Source organism: Streptomyces sp. NPDC059851 (assembly GCF_042732005.1).
In the GTDB taxonomy this organism is placed as follows: domain Bacteria; phylum Actinomycetota; class Actinomycetes; order Streptomycetales; family Streptomycetaceae; genus Streptomyces.
Map to the genome: position 1 here is coordinate 73,422 of NZ_JBHWJJ010000021.1, position 14,368 is coordinate 87,789.

Genomic DNA, 14,368 nt, shown 5'->3' on the forward strand with positions numbered 1-14,368 from the left:
CGGACCGCCCCGGCGGCGCCCCCCGTCCGGGTGGTCGCCGCCGGGGCGGTTCAGGCCTGGTACGAGGCGAGTTCGACGACGGTGATGTCCGACGGCGCCCCCACCCGCACCGGCGGACCCCAGGCACCCGCGCCGCGGGAGACGTAGAGCTGGGTGTCCCCGTAGCGTTCGAGGCCGGCGACGGTCGGGTTGGCCAGGTCGGCCAGGTACTCGCCGGGCCACATCTGGCCGCCGTGCGTGTGGCCCGACAGCTGGAGGTCGACGCCGTGGCGGACGGCGTCGTGGATGACCACCGGCTGATGGGCGAGGAGCACCGCGGCACGGGACCGGTCGCGGTCCCCGAGGGCGGCCCGGAAGTCCGGGCCGCTGCCCTCCCGCTCGCCCTGGACGTCGTTGACCCCGGCGAGGTCGAAGTGCGGCAGGGCGCGGCGGGCGTTCTCCAGCGGGGTCAGGCCGAGTTCGCGGACGTGGTCGATCCACTGCTGCGCCCCGGAGAAGTACTCGTGGTTCCCGGTGACGAAGTACGTGCCGTGCCGCGCGCGGAACCCGGCCAACGGTTCGGCGGCGGGGCCGAGGTCGGCCACGTCGCCGTCGACCAGGTCGCCCACGATGGCGATGAGGTCGGGCTGGGTGCGGTTGACGGTCTCGACGATGCGGGCGGCGTGCGCCCGGCCCAGGACGGGGCCGAGGTGGACGTCGCTGACGACGGCGATGCGGAAGCCGTGGGCCGCGCGGGGCAGTTTGGCCAGGGGGACCTGCACCCGCTTCACGCGCGGCCCGCGCATGACCCCGTACGTGCCGTACCCGACGGTGCCGACGGCGGCGGCGGCCGCGACACCGGCGACGGCGCGGGCGACGAACAGCCGCCGGCCGATCCCGGCGGCCTCCGGGCCTTCCGGCGACTTCGGTGCCTCCGGCGCCCCCGGTCGTGCAGGCTCCTCCGGGCTCGCCGGCCCGGCCTCGGGCTCCCGCGCCGGCTCGCGCTCCACCCGCGGCTCCGTCACCGGCCCGGGGCCGGCCTGCGCCGCGGCCCCCACCGGGGCGGAGGCCTGCGGCTGCGGCTCGCGCTCCGGTTCGGGCTCCGGCTGCGACTGCGGCTGCGGCTGCTGTTGCGGGGCGGGAGCGGGACCGCGGCGCAGCAGTAGCGCCCGTACCGGCTCCGCGACCAGCATGGCCATGCTCAGGTACAGCAGGACGGCGAGCCACATGTAGCCCGGCCAGGCCACCGCCTGTTCGAGCGCGAAGGGGGCTCCGGCGCGGCCCGCGGTCAGGGCGGCCAGCGACAGCAGTGGCAGCGCGACGGCGAGCACGGTGCCCACCCGTCGGGCGGGGCTCCCGGGACGGGTGGTGTCGCGGACCAGGCGGACCCACAGCCAGCGGTGGACCAGCCCCAACAGGCCCAGGACCAGCAGGGCGACGGCGGCGAAGAGGAGGACGGTCACTGCTCCGGCCCCCGGCGCGACTCACGGCGCAGGGCGAGCACCCCGCGCAGCCCGATCACACCAACGGCCGTCCCCAGGAGAAAGGACGCCACTGCCAGGAGAAGGTGGACCCAGAAATACCCGGTCGGCTCGCCCGCCGTGTCGAATGCCAGACCGCTGCTGTCCTTCCACAGGTTCCGGACGAAAGACACCCAGATGAACCAGCTCCACACGCCGAAGGCGAGCAGGAACCAGGAAGCGGCACGGCTGAGTTTCATGCCCCCAGTATCGGTTCGGTCCCCAGGACGGACGCGCCGGGGTGGGCTGTCCCGGCAGTGGTTGGGCCGACTTGGCCGGTCCCGGGCGGTGGCGTGCCGATGTGCATGTACGTTCACCTGCGTGTCTGCCAAGAAGACCGCGCTGGCGGTCCTTTCCGCCGCGCTGCTGGTCCCCGCCCTCCTCGCGGTGCCCGCACACGCCTCGCCCGCTCCCCCGGCCGACGGGAAGGGGCAACCGCAACAGGCCCCCGGCGGCGCGCCCGCGCCGCCCGTGTCGATGTCGACCGTCGGCGGGGCCCTGCTCGGCAAGCCGGGCGTGCAGGTCAATCCGCTGGCCGGGGCGCCCGCCCTGCCGACGAAACTCACGGGGCGTTCGTGGATCGTGGCCGACGCCGAGACCGGGGAGGTCCTCGCGGCGAACAACGCGCACTGGCGGCTGCCGCCGGCTTCGACGATGAAGATGCTCTTCGCCGACACGCTGCTGCCCAGGCTCCCCAAGGAACAGCTCCACAAGGTCACCGAGCAGGAGCTGTCCGGTGTGGGATCCGGCTCCAGTCTGGTGGGGGTCAAGGAGGAGCTTGAGTACTCCGTCCACGACCTGTGGCTCGGGGTGTTCCTGAGGTCGGGCAACGACGCCGTGCACGTGCTCTCCGCCATGAACGGCGGCATCGAGAAGACCGTACGGGACATGCAGGCGCACGCCGAGGAGCTCCAGGCCCTCGACACGCACGTCGTCTCCCCCGACGGGTACGACGCCCCCGGGCAGGTGTCGAGCGCGTACGACCTCACCCTCATCGCCCGCTCCGGCCTGCAGAAGAAGGACTTCCGCGAGTACTGCGGCACGGCCAGCGCCAAGTTCCCCGGCGTGCAGGAGGCGGGCAAGCCGCGCGAGTCCTTCGAGATCCAGAACACCAACCGGCTGATGACCGGCGCCGGCGGCCTCGCCCCGTACAAGGGCATCGCGGGCGTGAAGAACGGCAACACCACGATGGCCGGCTCCACCTTCACCGGCCTGGCCCAGCGTGGCGACAAGAAGCTTCTGGTCACGGTGATGAACACGGAGGGCGGGGCCAACTCCGTCTACGAGGAGACCGCCAACCTCCTCGACTGGGGCTTCGCGGCGGTCGGGAAGGTCAAGCCGGTCGGGGAGCTGGTACCCCCCAAGGGCGCCGACACCTCCCGGCACGGCTCCCCCGCCCAGTCGCACGACCGGGGCCCGTCGGCGGACGGCGGCGGCTCCGGCGGCGGGCTCGGCACCGCCCTCGGGGTCGCGGCCGGGGCAGTGGCCCTCGTCGGGGTGGGGACGTACGCCGTGAACCGCCGGTGGCCGCTGGGGGCGCGCAGCCGCCGCGAGGAGCAGGACGAGCTCTGAGCCGGGCCGGGCCGTCAGTTTTCGGCCTCGGTCCCGGAGGCGTCCCGGGTCTCGTCCCCGTCCTCGGCCCCTCCCCCGGGGTGGGGACGGGTCGCGGTCCAGGCCGCGCAGAACAGCAGCAGCTTCGCCGAGAAGTTGATCCACAGCAGCAGGGCGATCGGGACGCCGAAGGCCCCGTACATGCTCTTGGCGGCGACCTCCCGCATGTAGCCGCCGATCAGGAGTTTCAGCAGTTCGAAGCCGACCGCGCCGAGGAGTGCCGCCTGGACCAGGCGGTGGCGCGGCGGCTCCACCCCGGGCAGCAGGGTCAGCAGGTACAGCAGCACCAGGAAGGCGGCGGCGACACCGACCAGGAAGGCCGCGGTGCGCAGGACCACGCCGCCCGCGCCCTGCTGGGGGATGCCCAGCCAGCTGCCGAACCGGCCGACCGTGCTGCCGCCGATGATCGAGGCGGCTGCCGACGCCAGGCCCACGGCGCCGAGGCCGAGCAGGACGAGGGCGTCCTTGCCCTTGCGGACGAAGAAGTTGCCCTCGTCCTCGTCGTCCTTGTCCCACACGGCGCGCAGGCACTCCCGCATGCTGCCGATCCACCCGATGCCGGCGAGGAGCAGCACGGCGGCGGCGACGATCCCGATGGTGGCCGCGTTGTCGACGAGGCCGGCGATGTCCAGCTGGTCGGAGATGCCGGGGACCTGTTCGGCCAGGGTCTGCTGGAGATCGTCCAGCTGCTCCTGGCTGAGCAGGGCCGCGCCCGCGGCGGCGGCCACGGTGAGGAGCGGGAACAGCGCGATGAAGCTGATGAACGTGATCGCGGCGGCGAGCCGGGTCCAGTGGGTGCGGTCCAGGCGCTCGTACGAGCGCCAGGCGTGGGTCCGCATCAGGCGTGTCGCGGCCGGCCCGACCACCGGGAGGTTCTTCAGCCAGTCCATGGGCTCACCGTAAAGGAGCTGACGGAAATCGCCGGGATTGCGGCTTTCGGGGACTACGGTCGTCGATTGTGACTTTTCGCCACGGTCTTCGCCCGTTCCACCAGCTGGTTCTGCGCTCGATCGGATTCCGGGCCCGCCGGGTCCTGCGGCCGCTGCGGCGGGAGCCGCGTCAGGGCTGTTGTACGGAGGTGTCCGCGGCCTCGTCGGCCGGGGCGCCGGGCTGCGCCGGGACGGCGCCCTCGACGCCGCTGCCGAAGGGGTACTCGCGCAGCTTGCGCCACACTCCGTCCGAGCCCTGCTCGTAGAGCGCGAAGCCGGTGCACGTCCACCCGGCCGCGTAGTCGGCGAGCTCCGCGAAGGCGAGGTCCATCGCCTCCTCGGAGATCCCGTGGGCGACCGTGACGTGCGGGTGGTACGGAAAGGCGAGCTCCCGAACGAGCGGCCCGGCGGGGTCGCGGACCAGCCCCTGGAGCCGGGTGCAGCCCGCGCCGCCCTCGGCGACCTTCACGAAGACGACCGGGGAGAGCGGGCGGAACGTGCCGGTGCCCTCCAGCCGCATCGCGAAGGGCCCGAAGGCGGCCGCGACCTCGGCGAGGTGGGCCCTGATCTCCGGCAGCCGGTCCGTCTCCACCTCGGTGGGCGGGACGAGGGTGACGTGCGTGGGGATGCCGTGCGCGGCGGCGTCCCCGAAGCCGGCGCGCAGCTGCTGGAGCTGGCTGCCGTGCGGCTCCGGGACCGCGATCGAAACGCCGAGCGTGACGGTCCCCACGTATCTCTCCTTGGTCGTCTGTGTGCCGGATGAGTGCGTACCGTGCCGACCCAGTGTGCGGCCGAGGGCCCCCGGAATGCCAGGGGCCTTCTCCCGACACTGCTCTCCGCCGGGTTTCCGGCGGGGTCGGTTCAGTGCTTCGCGGGCAGGAAGCCGAGGCGGTCGTACGCCTGCGCCAGGGTCTCGGCGGCGACCGCGCGGGCCTTCTCCGCGCCCTTGGCCAGGATCGCGTCCAACGTCTCGGGGTCGTCCAGGAATTCCTGGGTGCGCTGCTTGAACGGTGTGACGAAGTCGACCATCACGGCGGCGAGGTCGGTCTTCAGCGCACCGTAGCCCTTGCCCTCGTACCGGGCCTCCAGGGCCGGGATGGTCTCCCCCGTGAGGGTGGAGTAGATCGTGAGCAGGTTGCTGACGCCGGGCTTCTTCTCCGTGTCGAAGCGGATCTCGGTCTCGGTGTCGGTGACCGCGCTCTTGACCTTCTTCTCGGTGGCCTTGGGCTCGTCGAGGAGGTTGATCAGGCCCTTGGGGGAGGACGCGGACTTCGACATCTTGATCGCCGGGTCCTGGAGGTCGTAGATCTTCGCGACCTCCTTGACGATGTGCGCGGCGGGGAGGGTGAACGTCTGCCCGAAGCGCTGGTTGAAGCGCTCGGCCAGGTCGCGGGTCAGCTCGATGTGCTGGCGCTGGTCCTCGCCGACCGGGACGGCGTTCGCCTGGTACAGCAGGATGTCGGCGACCTGGAGGATCGGGTACGTGAACAGGCCGACGCTGGCCGCGTTGACACCGCCCTTGGCGGACTTGTCCTTGAACTGGGTCATCCGGCTGGCCTCGCCGAAGCCGGTGATGCAGTTCATGACCCAGGCGAGCTGCGCGTGCTCGGGGACGTGGCTCTGGACGAAGAGGGTGCAGCGCTCCGGGTCGAGGCCGGCGGCGAGCAGCTGCGCGGCGGAGAGCCTGGTGTTCGCGCGGAGGTCCTTCGGGTCCTGCGGCATGGTGATCGCGTGCAGGTCGACGACCATGTAGAACGCGTCGTGCGTCTCCTGGAGGGCGACGTACTGGCGGATCGCTCCGAGGTAGTTCCCGAGGTGGAACGAACCGGAGGTGGGCTGGATGCCGGAGAGCGCGCGAGGACGATCAGAAGCCATGGCTTCATTCTCTCAGGTGTGCGGGCCGACTCGGGCCGTTTACTGGCCGGAAGCCGCCCCGTCGCCGAGGGGGTGCGACACGGGTCACACCCCCGCGGCCCCCGCCCGGCCCGCACCCCGTCCGGATACCGGGCGGTAGCGGCGCGGCCGGATCCTTCCCCGGCCGAGCGACCGCTTTCGGCCGCCCGCCGGGCCCGCCCGTGCCCCCGCTTCCCGCCCCGACCGGCCCCGCCGGCGATCGGGGCGCGGGCGGGGGGCTGGGGCGGGGCGCGGGCGGGGCAGGGCCCGCGGGGAAGCCGGACCGCAGGGTCAGGACAGCGGGAGACCGGGGGCCGGGTGGGCGGCCATGAGGTCGGCGACCTCGGCCCGGACCGCTGCGAGTGCCGGCTCGTCGCCGCCCGCGGCGGCATCCACGGCCCGCGCGATCCAGTCGGCGACCTGCGGCATGTGCGAGGCGGTCAGACCCCGAGAGGTCAGCGACGGCGTGCCGATGCGGATCCCGGACGGGTCGAACGGCTTGCGCGGGTCGAACGGCACCGTGTTGTAGTTCACGACGATGCCCGCCCGGTCCAGCGCCTTCGCCGCGGCCTTGCCCGGGACGGCCTTGCGGGTCAGGTCGATCAGGATCAGGTGGTTGTCGGTGCCGCCGGACACCAGGTCGAAGCCCCGCTCCAGCAGGGCCTCGGCCAGCGCCTTGGCATTGGCCACGACCGCGTGCGCGTACGCCGTGAACGACGGCTGCGCCGCCTCGTGCAGGGCCACCGCGATGCCCGCCGTGGTCTGGTTGTGCGGGCCGCCCTGGAGGCCGGGGAAGACCGCCTTGTCGATGGCCTTGGCGTGCTCCTCCCGGCACATCAGCATCGCGCCGCGCGGGCCGCGCAGGGTCTTGTGGGTGGTCGTGGAGATGACGTCGACGTGGCCGACCGGGGAGGGGTGGGCCCCACCCGCGATCAGGCCGGCGATGTGGGCGATGTCGGCGACGAGGACCGAGCCCGCCTCCTTGGCGATGGAGGCGAAGGCCTCGAAGTCGATCGTGCGGGGCAGTGCGGTGCCACCACAGAAGATGATCTTCGGGCGCTCGGCCAGCGCGAGGTCGCGTACGGCGTCGTAGTCGATCAGCCCGGTGTCGGCCGAGACCCCGTACTGCACGCCGCGGAACCAGGTGCCCGTCGCCGAGACGCCCCAGCCGTGCGTCAGGTGACCGCCCATCGGCAGGGCCATGCCCATCACGGTGTCGCCGGGCTGCGCGAAGGCCAGGTACACGGCCAGGTTGGCGGGCGAGCCGGAGTACGGCTGGACGTTGGCGTGGTCCACGCCGAACAGGCCCTTCGCCCGCTCGACGGCCAGGGCCTCGATCCGGTCGACGTTCTGCTGGCCCTCGTAGTAGCGGCGGCCCGGGTAGCCCTCGCTGTACTTGTTCTGCAGGACGGTGCCGGATGCTTCGAGCACCGCGGCCGACACGTAGTTCTCGCTGGGGATCAGACGGAGCGTCTGCGCCTGGAGCTGTTCCTCGGCGGCGACGAAGGACGCCAGTTCGGGGTCGGTCGCGGTCAGGGCGGGATGGCGGGGCGCGGTCACGGCGGCTCCTCCGGGGTCGATGTCGGGTCTCGTCCCCGCGAGGCCCAGGCGAGCGGCCCTGTGTGCGGTCGTGCGCGCACGACTCCCCCGGAGTTCGTTCTCCGTGCGCCAGTCGCCGTGCGTACCGCCAACCTTAGCGGGCGCGCCCCCGGAAAGGTTTCCGCGTCCGGCATACGAGCGACGTATAGCCGTATACAAGGTGGCACCACCCTGTCACCCCATCCGGCCCGCTGACCGACGATCGGAGACCCCGTGTCGACCACTGCTGATGCCATCGCCTCCGCCGAGGCGCACAGCGCCCACAACTACCACCCGCTGCCCGTCGTCGTGGCGACCGCGGAGGGCGCGTGGATGACCGACGTCGAGGGCCGCCGCTTCCTCGACATGCTCGCGGGCTACTCGGCGCTCAACTTCGGCCACGGCAACCGCCGTCTGATCGATGCGGCGCGGGCACAGCTGGAGCGGGTGACCCTCACCTCGCGGGCCTTCCACCACGACAGGTTCGCCGACTTCTGCACCGCCATCACCGAACTGTGCGGCAAGGACATGGTGCTGCCGATGAACACGGGCGCGGAGGCCGTGGAGACGGCGGTGAAGACCGCCCGGAAGTGGGGGTACGAGGTCAAGGGCGTGCCGGACGGCCACGCCAAGATCGTGGTCGCCTCCGACAACTTCCACGGCCGTACGACGACCATCGTGAGCTTCTCCACCGACCACGAGGCCCGCGACCACTTCGGGCCGTACACCCCGGGGTTCGAGATCGTCCCGTACGGGGACCTCACCGCCCTCGCCCACGCCGTCACCTCGAACACGGTGGCCGTCCTGCTGGAGCCGATCCAGGGCGAGGCCGGGGTGCTGGTGCCGCCGCCCGGCTACCTGCAGGGCGTACGGGAGCTCACGCGCGAGCGGAACGTCCTGTTCATGGCGGACGAGATCCAGTCGGGCCTGGGGCGCACGGGCCGGACCTTCGCCTGCGACCACGAGGAGGTCGTGCCGGACGTCTACGTCCTCGGCAAGGCCCTCGGCGGCGGCGTGGTGCCGGTCTCGGCCGTCGTCGCCGACCGGGACGTGCTCGGCGTCTTCAAGCCCGGCGAGCACGGCTCCACCTTCGGCGGGAACCCGCTGGCCTGCGCGGTCGCCCTGGAGGTCATCGCGATGCTGCGGACGGGCGAGTACCAGCAGCGTGCCGCCGAACTCGGCGACCACCTGCACCGGGAGCTGAACCTGCTGGTCGGCGGGGGCGCGGTGACCGCCGTGCGCGGCCGCGGCCTGTGGGCCGGCGTGGACATCGAGCCCGGCCACGGAACGGGCCGGGAGGTCTCGCAGCGCCTGATGGAGCGGGGCGTCCTGGTCAAGGACACCCACGGCGCCACGATCCGCATCGCCCCGCCACTGGTGATCAGCAAGGAGGACCTGGACTGGGGGCTGGACCAGCTGCGCTCGGTCCTCGCCGCCGGCTGACGGACGGACCGCACCGGCGGGCGCGGCGCGGCGTTCCGCCGCGTCCGCCGGGAGGGGCGGAAGGCGTCCGGCCCCGCCCGCCCGGGACCCGTCAGAGCGGCAGTCCGACCAGCCCCCACCGTCGCCGCTCGGCCTCCAGGACCACCTCCGCCCAGCCCGACAGCAGCCGGGTGAACTCATCGAAATCCTCGATCCACCGCCCGGGGCCGGCGGCGAGGCGTTCGTACGGCTCGCGCAGGCGCGGCAGGGCGGCCGCGGTCTCCTGCCAGCAGCGGCTCAGACGGGCCACGGCGTCCGGACCGCGGGCTATGAGCGGCCCCGACCGCCACAGCGGGGCCGGGGAGGGGAACAGCCCGGGATCCACGTGCTCGGCATCCGTCTCGGGGTCGGGCCCCGGCCAGATCAGAGTGCTCAGGAACGCGTCCAGGGCCGCCCGCAGCACGGGGTCGGCGACGGCCCGGACGTCCTCCCAGGCCTCTGCGGCCCAGAAGTGCGGCTCGTACGAGCCGAGCGTGCCGGCGAACTCGTACCGGCCCAGCCAGGACCTGTCCCGTTCGGCCGGCCACACCCAGCCCGCGTCGACGACCGGGTCGTCACCGTCGTCGTCCGGGTACGCCGACTGCTGCAGCACCGTGAGCCGATCGTCCGGCGGAATCCCCATGAGATGTGCCCAGTCGACGGCCAGAACCGTGATGTCCGTGCCCATGCAGCGAGGTTAGCCGGGGCCCGAAGAACCCCTGGCTACTGGATGACGTGCGGGATGAAGCGGGCGTACTCGTCCGTGACCGGGCCCGCCGACTCGCGGATGCCGAGGCCCGCGGCCTCCTCCTCGACGACCCATGCGCCGAGCACGACCCGATTGCCGTCGAAGTCGGGCAGCGGGGCCAGCCCCTGGTAGACGTACCGCTCGCCCTCGGCCGGGGTGAACGGCTCACCGCCCGGAACGTGCAGGCTGACGCCGGCGCCCTCGCGGCCCAGCAGTGGCTTCGCGGCGAACCCGGTGGTCTCCGCCAGCTCGCGGGGGCCGTCGAGGTAGGCGGGCAGCAGGTTGGGGTGCTCCGGGAAGAGCTCCCACAGGATCGCCAGCAGCGCCTTGTTGGACAGCAGCATCTTCCACAGCGGCTCGATCCAGCAGGTGGTGCCGGAGCCGCCGCCCTGGTCGTAGGTGTCCAGGACGTACGGGCCGAACTCGTCGGTGGCCAGCCACTCCCACGGGTAGAGCTTGAAGATGCCGCGGATGAACCGCAGGTTCTGGTCGACGAACCGGCCCGAGAGGGTGTCCCAGCCGATCTGCTCGACGGACAGCGCCTCGGTGGCCAGGCCCGCCTGTTCGGCGGTCTCCTGGAGGTAGGCCACCGTCATCAGGTCCTCGCCGAGCTCGTCGGCCTCGGAGTGCGCGAAGTGCACCGGGCCGGGCGGCAGGAGCTCCGCCTGCCGGCGCCAGGCGTCGACGAGCCGCTCGTGCAGGGAGTTCCACTGGTCGGCGCCGGGGAAGCGCTCCTCCATCCAGAACCACTGCGGGCTGGCCGCCTCCACCAGGGAGGTGGGGGTGTCGGCGTTGTACTCCAGCATCTTGGCGGGGCTGCCGGAGCCGTCGTACCGCAGGTCGAAGCGGCCGTACAGGGAGGGCTGTTCGGCGCGGCGCCGCCAGGACTCGGCGATGAGCGCGGCGAGCCCGGGGTCGGTGATGCCGAGGTCGGCGAAGCGGTCGTGCTCGACGATGTGCGCGGCCGCGGCCAGGCACATGGCGTGCAGTTCCTCGACGACGTTCTCCAGCGCCTCGACCTCGGGGAGCGAGAAGGAGTAGTACGCGCTCTCGTCCCAGTACGGGCGCAGGGAGTCGTCGGGGTACCGGGTGAGGGGGTAGATGAGCCCCTGCTCCTCGACGGTCCGTTGCCAGTCCTGCCGGGGCTCGATGGTGTGGCGCTGCACGAGCTCAGCCCCCGCTGGAGCTGGAGCCGCCGCCGATGCCGCCGGTCTTGACGGCCGACTTGTCGAAGCTTCCGCCGTGGACCCTGTTGTTGGTGACGCTGCCGCCGTAGTAGTACGAACCGCGGCCGCCGCTCTTGCACTCCTTGGTGTTGAGCTTCTCCAGGGTCACGCGGTCGGCACAGCGCTTGTCGGGCTCGCTGCTGCTGCCGCAGGCGACGAGGGCTGCGGCGAGCAGGCCCATGCCGCCGAGGGCGACGCCGCCGGAACGCATGCGTCGAGTGGTGCTGCTACTGCTGCTGTCCATGGCCGACAGACTAGAACGGGGCATCGAAGGGATGGAATCCGGCCGTCGAAACCGTCACCGAGACTCCATGATCTAGAGTCGATTCGTGCTGATCGGTATGGTTTGCGCGCTCGGAGCGGCGGTCTGCTTCGGCACGGCGTCGGTCTTCCAGGCGGTCGGCGCACGATCGGTCGAGCCCGGGTCCGGTTCCGGCGTGGACACCGCACTGCTGTTGCGCGCCCTGCGCCAGTGGCGCTATCTGGCCGGTCTGGGGCTGGACGCCGTGGGGTTCGTGCTCCAGATCGTGGCGCTGCGGCACATCCCGATCTACGTGGTGGGCGCCGCCCTGGCGGGGAGCCTCGCGGTGACGGCGGTGGTCGCGGCGCGGCTGCTGCGGATGCGGCTGAGCGCGGCGGAGTGGTCCGCCGTGGGGGTGGTGTGCGCGGGGCTCGCGATGCTGGGGCTGTCCGCGGGCCCGGAAGGCTCCGGGCAGGGGTCGTTCGCGTTGGAGCTGGGCCTGCTGCTGACCGCCGGTGGGGTGCTGGCCGTCGGCGCGCTGTGCGGCGGCCTGCCGGACCGGCCGCGGGCGCTGGTCCTGGGACTGGCCTCCGGGACCGGGTTCGGGGTGGTGGAGGTGGCCGTCCGCCTCGTCGACGGCTTCTCCCCCGCCGAACTGCTCAACCCCGCCCCGTACGCGCTCCTGCTCGGCGGAGGTGCCGCCTTCCTGCTGCTGACCTCGGCCCTGCAACGCGGCTCGGTCACGGCGGCCACGGCGGGGATGGTGCTCGGCGAGACGGTCGGCCCGGCGGTGGTCGGGGTCGTCTGGCTCGGGGACCGCACCCGCGAGGGCTCGGCATGGCTGGCGGTCCTCGGCTTCGTGGTCGCGGTGGCCGGCTCCCTGGCCCTGGCCCGCTTCGGCGAACTCCCGTCGCCCGGCCCGGATCCGGATCGGGGGGCCGGCCCGTAGCGAGGGCCGGAGGTCGGCCGGTCGGGGCGGAGCGGCCGGCGCGGGTCGCCGGACGGTCCGTCAGGGCGGTCCGGCGGCAAGGGCCGTGAGGAAGGTGCTCGGGGCTGACCGTCAGGACAGGGTGGCGACCAGGGCCGCGAGGGACGCGGACCATGCGCTCGTCGGCGGGGTGCCGTAGCCGACGACCAGGGCCTCCCGCGGCGGCACCGCCCAGTCCGGGTGCGCGTGGCGGGACAGGGTTTCCAGGGCCAGGTCGTGCCAGGCCGCCGCCCGCAGCACCGCGTCCTGCGTCCCCGCCGGGAGGTCCAGCACCGCGTGCAGGCCCGCTGCGATGCCCGAGACGGCGACCCGGCCCGGCACCGCCGCCAGCAGTTCGTCCCGGCGGCGCCGGTAGCGCAGCCGCATGCCGCGCACGTGGCGGTCGTACGCCCCCGAGCGGATGAACTCCGCCAGGGTCAGCTGGTCCAGGGCGCTCGACGTCCAGTCGAACCGCCCCCGCACCGCGAGGACCTCCTCCAGCAGCCCCGCCGGCACCACCATCCAGGCCATGCGCAGTCCCGGCGCCAGGGACTTGCTCGCCGTGCCGAGGTACACCACCCGGTCCGGGTCCAGCCCCTGCAGGGCGCCGACCTGCTGGCGGTCGTAGCGGAACTCCCCGTCGTAGTCGTCCTCCAGGATGAGCCCGCCCGTGGTCCGGGCCCAGTCGACGGCCGCCGCCCGCCGGGCCGCGGTCAGCGCCACCCCGGTCGGGAACTGGTGGGCCGGCGTGAGCAGCACCGCCCCCGCCTCGCCCGAGGACAGCTCGGGGGTGCACGCGCCCGCCCCGTCCAGCGCCAGCGGAACCGTACGCAGCCCCGCCCCGGTCAGCAGCTCGCGGTGCGCGTCCAGGCCGTACCCCTCCACCGCCACCTCCCGTACCCGACGGGCCCGCAGCACCCGTGCCAGCAGCGACAGCGCGTGCGCGAAGCCGGAGCACAGCACGATCCGGTCCGGGTCCGCGTACACCCCGCGCGCCCGCGCCAGGTAGCCGGCCAACGCCTCGCGCAGCTCGACCCGGCCGCGCGGGTCCAGCGCGTAGCCGAAGGCCTCGTTCGGGGCGTCCGTCAGCGCCCGACGGGCCGCCGACAGCCAGGCGGCGCGCGGGAATCCGCCCAGGTCCGGGGTGCCGGCCAGCAGGCTGTACGCGGGGCCCCGCCGCGCCGGGGGACGGACGCGGGCGGCCGCCGCCGCGGACCGGCGGGGCCGCGCGCGTTCCGCGACCCGGGTGCCCGACCCCTGGCGGGCCGTCAGCCAGCCCTCGGCGACGAGCTCGGCGTACGCCTCCGCGACCGTGTTGCGCGCGATGCCGAGGTCGGCGGCGAGGGAACGCGAGGACGGCAGCCGGGTCCCGGGCGCGAGCCGGCCGCTGCGCGCGGCCTCGCGTAAGGCCTCGGTGAGACCGGCCCGCAGGCCGCGTCCGGCGGAGAGGTCCAGATGCAGGTCGGCCCCGAAAGTGGCCCAGGATTCCGTCATGGAGATGGACCATATCGGCGGGCCGCCTGCTCCGTAGGGTGAGGTCATGACCACTCACGAACACACGGACGAAGCCGGTACCGCCCACGCCCACGAGCACACCCCGCGCATGAACCTGGCGCAGCAGGTGCCGGACATCTACAAGGCCGTCCTCAACCTGGAGATGGCCACCCGCAAGGGGATGGACCCGGTCCTGCTGGAGCTGGTCAAGATCCGGGCCTCGCAGCTCAACCACTGCGCGTTCTGCCTCGACATGCACACCAAGGACGCGCTCGCCGGGGGCGAGAGCGTGCAGCGGATCGTCCAGCTCAGCGCCTGGGAGGAGTCGCGGCACTTCTACACGGAGAAGGAGATCGCCGCGATCGAACTGACCGAAGCCGTGACCGTCCTGGCTGGGGGCACCTCCCAGACGAAGTCTGGGGGAGGTTTCGTGCCGGACGAGGTGTACGAGAAGGCGGCGAAGCACTTCGAGGAGAAGGAGCTCGCCCAGCTGATCGCCGTGATCGCGACGATCAACGTGTGGAACCGCTTCGCCGTCACCACCCGCATGGTCCCCGGCCACTACACCCCCGGCAAGCACCGCTGAGGACGCCCGGAACGGGGGAACGGGGGAACGGGCGGGGGGGGCGGGGGCGCCCCGGGGGCGCGGGCCCCCCGCCGGAGGAAAAAAAAAAACCCCCCCCACCCCCAAAAAAACAAAACCCACAAAAAAAAAAACCAA

At 73.0% G+C, this 14,368-nt stretch carries 14 protein-coding genes; 4 read left to right on the forward strand and 10 right to left on the reverse strand.

From position 1 onward, the window contains the following. Window positions 1–50: 50 nt before the first annotated feature. Together ACFV7Q_RS10370 and ACFV7Q_RS10375 are read right to left on the reverse strand one after the other, a co-directional pair. A complete protein-coding gene (locus ACFV7Q_RS10370; RefSeq protein WP_385426255.1) occupies window positions 51–1,442 on the reverse strand; it encodes a metallophosphoesterase in 1,392 nt (463 codons plus the stop codon). Next, window positions 1,439–1,699: an SCO4848 family membrane protein gene (locus tag ACFV7Q_RS10375; RefSeq protein ID WP_385426258.1), complete on the reverse strand. Its 261-nt coding sequence runs from the start codon at window positions 1,697–1,699 to the stop codon at window positions 1,439–1,441. The genes ACFV7Q_RS10370 and ACFV7Q_RS10375 overlap by 4 nt, the downstream gene beginning before the upstream one ends. A gap of 121 nt (window positions 1,700–1,820) precedes the next feature. Here ACFV7Q_RS10375 and ACFV7Q_RS10380 point away from each other — a divergent pair, with 121 nt between their 5' ends. Further along, window positions 1,821–3,071: a D-alanyl-D-alanine carboxypeptidase family protein gene (locus ACFV7Q_RS10380; RefSeq protein ID WP_385426261.1), complete on the forward strand. Its 1,251-nt coding sequence runs from the start codon at window positions 1,821–1,823 to the stop codon at window positions 3,069–3,071. 14 nt (window positions 3,072–3,085) lie between these two features. Here ACFV7Q_RS10380 and ACFV7Q_RS10385 read toward each other — a convergent pair whose 3' ends face one another. The 4 genes from ACFV7Q_RS10385 to glyA form a co-directional block, all read right to left on the reverse strand. After that, the gene (locus ACFV7Q_RS10385) at window positions 3,086–4,000 is read right to left on the reverse strand and encodes a YihY/virulence factor BrkB family protein (protein ID WP_385426264.1); all 915 of its coding nucleotides are present in this window, start codon (window positions 3,998–4,000) and stop codon (window positions 3,086–3,088) included. A gap of 169 nt (window positions 4,001–4,169) precedes the next feature. After that, window positions 4,170–4,769: a 2'-5' RNA ligase family protein gene (locus tag ACFV7Q_RS10390; protein WP_385426267.1), complete on the reverse strand. Its 600-nt coding sequence runs from the start codon at window positions 4,767–4,769 to the stop codon at window positions 4,170–4,172. 131 nt (window positions 4,770–4,900) lie between these two features. After that, window positions 4,901–5,914 carry a tryptophan--tRNA ligase gene (gene trpS / locus ACFV7Q_RS10395; protein WP_385426270.1) on the reverse strand — a complete coding sequence of 338 codons (1,014 nt, stop codon included), beginning with the start codon at window positions 5,912–5,914 and terminating at the stop codon, window positions 4,901–4,903. Between the two features lie 309 nt (window positions 5,915–6,223). Next, the gene (gene glyA, locus ACFV7Q_RS10400) at window positions 6,224–7,492 is read right to left on the reverse strand and encodes a serine hydroxymethyltransferase (protein WP_385426273.1); all 1,269 of its coding nucleotides are present in this window, start codon (window positions 7,490–7,492) and stop codon (window positions 6,224–6,226) included. A gap of 252 nt (window positions 7,493–7,744) precedes the next feature. Here glyA and rocD point away from each other — a divergent pair, with 252 nt between their 5' ends. Continuing rightward, window positions 7,745–8,953, forward strand: coding sequence for an ornithine--oxo-acid transaminase (gene rocD / locus ACFV7Q_RS10405; RefSeq protein WP_385426275.1), 1,209 nt, complete (start codon window positions 7,745–7,747; stop codon window positions 8,951–8,953). 91 nt (window positions 8,954–9,044) lie between these two features. Here rocD and ACFV7Q_RS10410 read toward each other — a convergent pair whose 3' ends face one another. The 3 genes from ACFV7Q_RS10410 to ACFV7Q_RS10420 are packed head-to-tail and all read right to left on the reverse strand — an operon-like array spanning window position 9,045 to window position 11,189. After that, complete coding sequence (locus ACFV7Q_RS10410) at window positions 9,045–9,659, reverse strand: hypothetical protein (protein WP_385426278.1); 615 nt, start codon at window positions 9,657–9,659, stop codon at window positions 9,045–9,047. Window positions 9,660–9,694: 35 nt separating this feature from the next. After that, window positions 9,695–10,885, reverse strand: a complete 1,191-nt coding sequence (locus ACFV7Q_RS10415) for a glutathionylspermidine synthase family protein (protein ID WP_385426280.1) — start codon at window positions 10,883–10,885, stop codon at window positions 9,695–9,697. Between the two features lie 4 nt (window positions 10,886–10,889). Beyond that, on the reverse strand, window positions 10,890–11,189 hold the full coding sequence (locus ACFV7Q_RS10420) for a hypothetical protein (RefSeq protein ID WP_385426283.1): 300 nt from the start codon (window positions 11,187–11,189) through the stop codon (window positions 10,890–10,892). A gap of 97 nt (window positions 11,190–11,286) precedes the next feature. Here ACFV7Q_RS10420 and ACFV7Q_RS10425 point away from each other — a divergent pair, with 97 nt between their 5' ends. Then, entirely contained in the window at window positions 11,287–12,135 is an 849-nt protein-coding gene (locus tag ACFV7Q_RS10425) for a hypothetical protein (protein WP_385426312.1), read from the forward strand. A 111-nt stretch (window positions 12,136–12,246) separates the two neighbouring features. Here the strand turns inward: ACFV7Q_RS10425 and ACFV7Q_RS10430 are convergent, their stop codons facing one another. Continuing rightward, window positions 12,247–13,647, reverse strand: coding sequence for a PLP-dependent aminotransferase family protein (locus ACFV7Q_RS10430; RefSeq protein ID WP_385426286.1), 1,401 nt, complete (start codon window positions 13,645–13,647; stop codon window positions 12,247–12,249). Between the two features lie 46 nt (window positions 13,648–13,693). Between ACFV7Q_RS10430 and ACFV7Q_RS10435 the strand changes: the two genes are divergently transcribed. Further along, a complete protein-coding gene (locus tag ACFV7Q_RS10435) occupies window positions 13,694–14,233 on the forward strand; it encodes a carboxymuconolactone decarboxylase family protein (RefSeq protein WP_385426288.1) in 540 nt (179 codons plus the stop codon). Window positions 14,234–14,368: the final 135 nt, after the last annotated feature.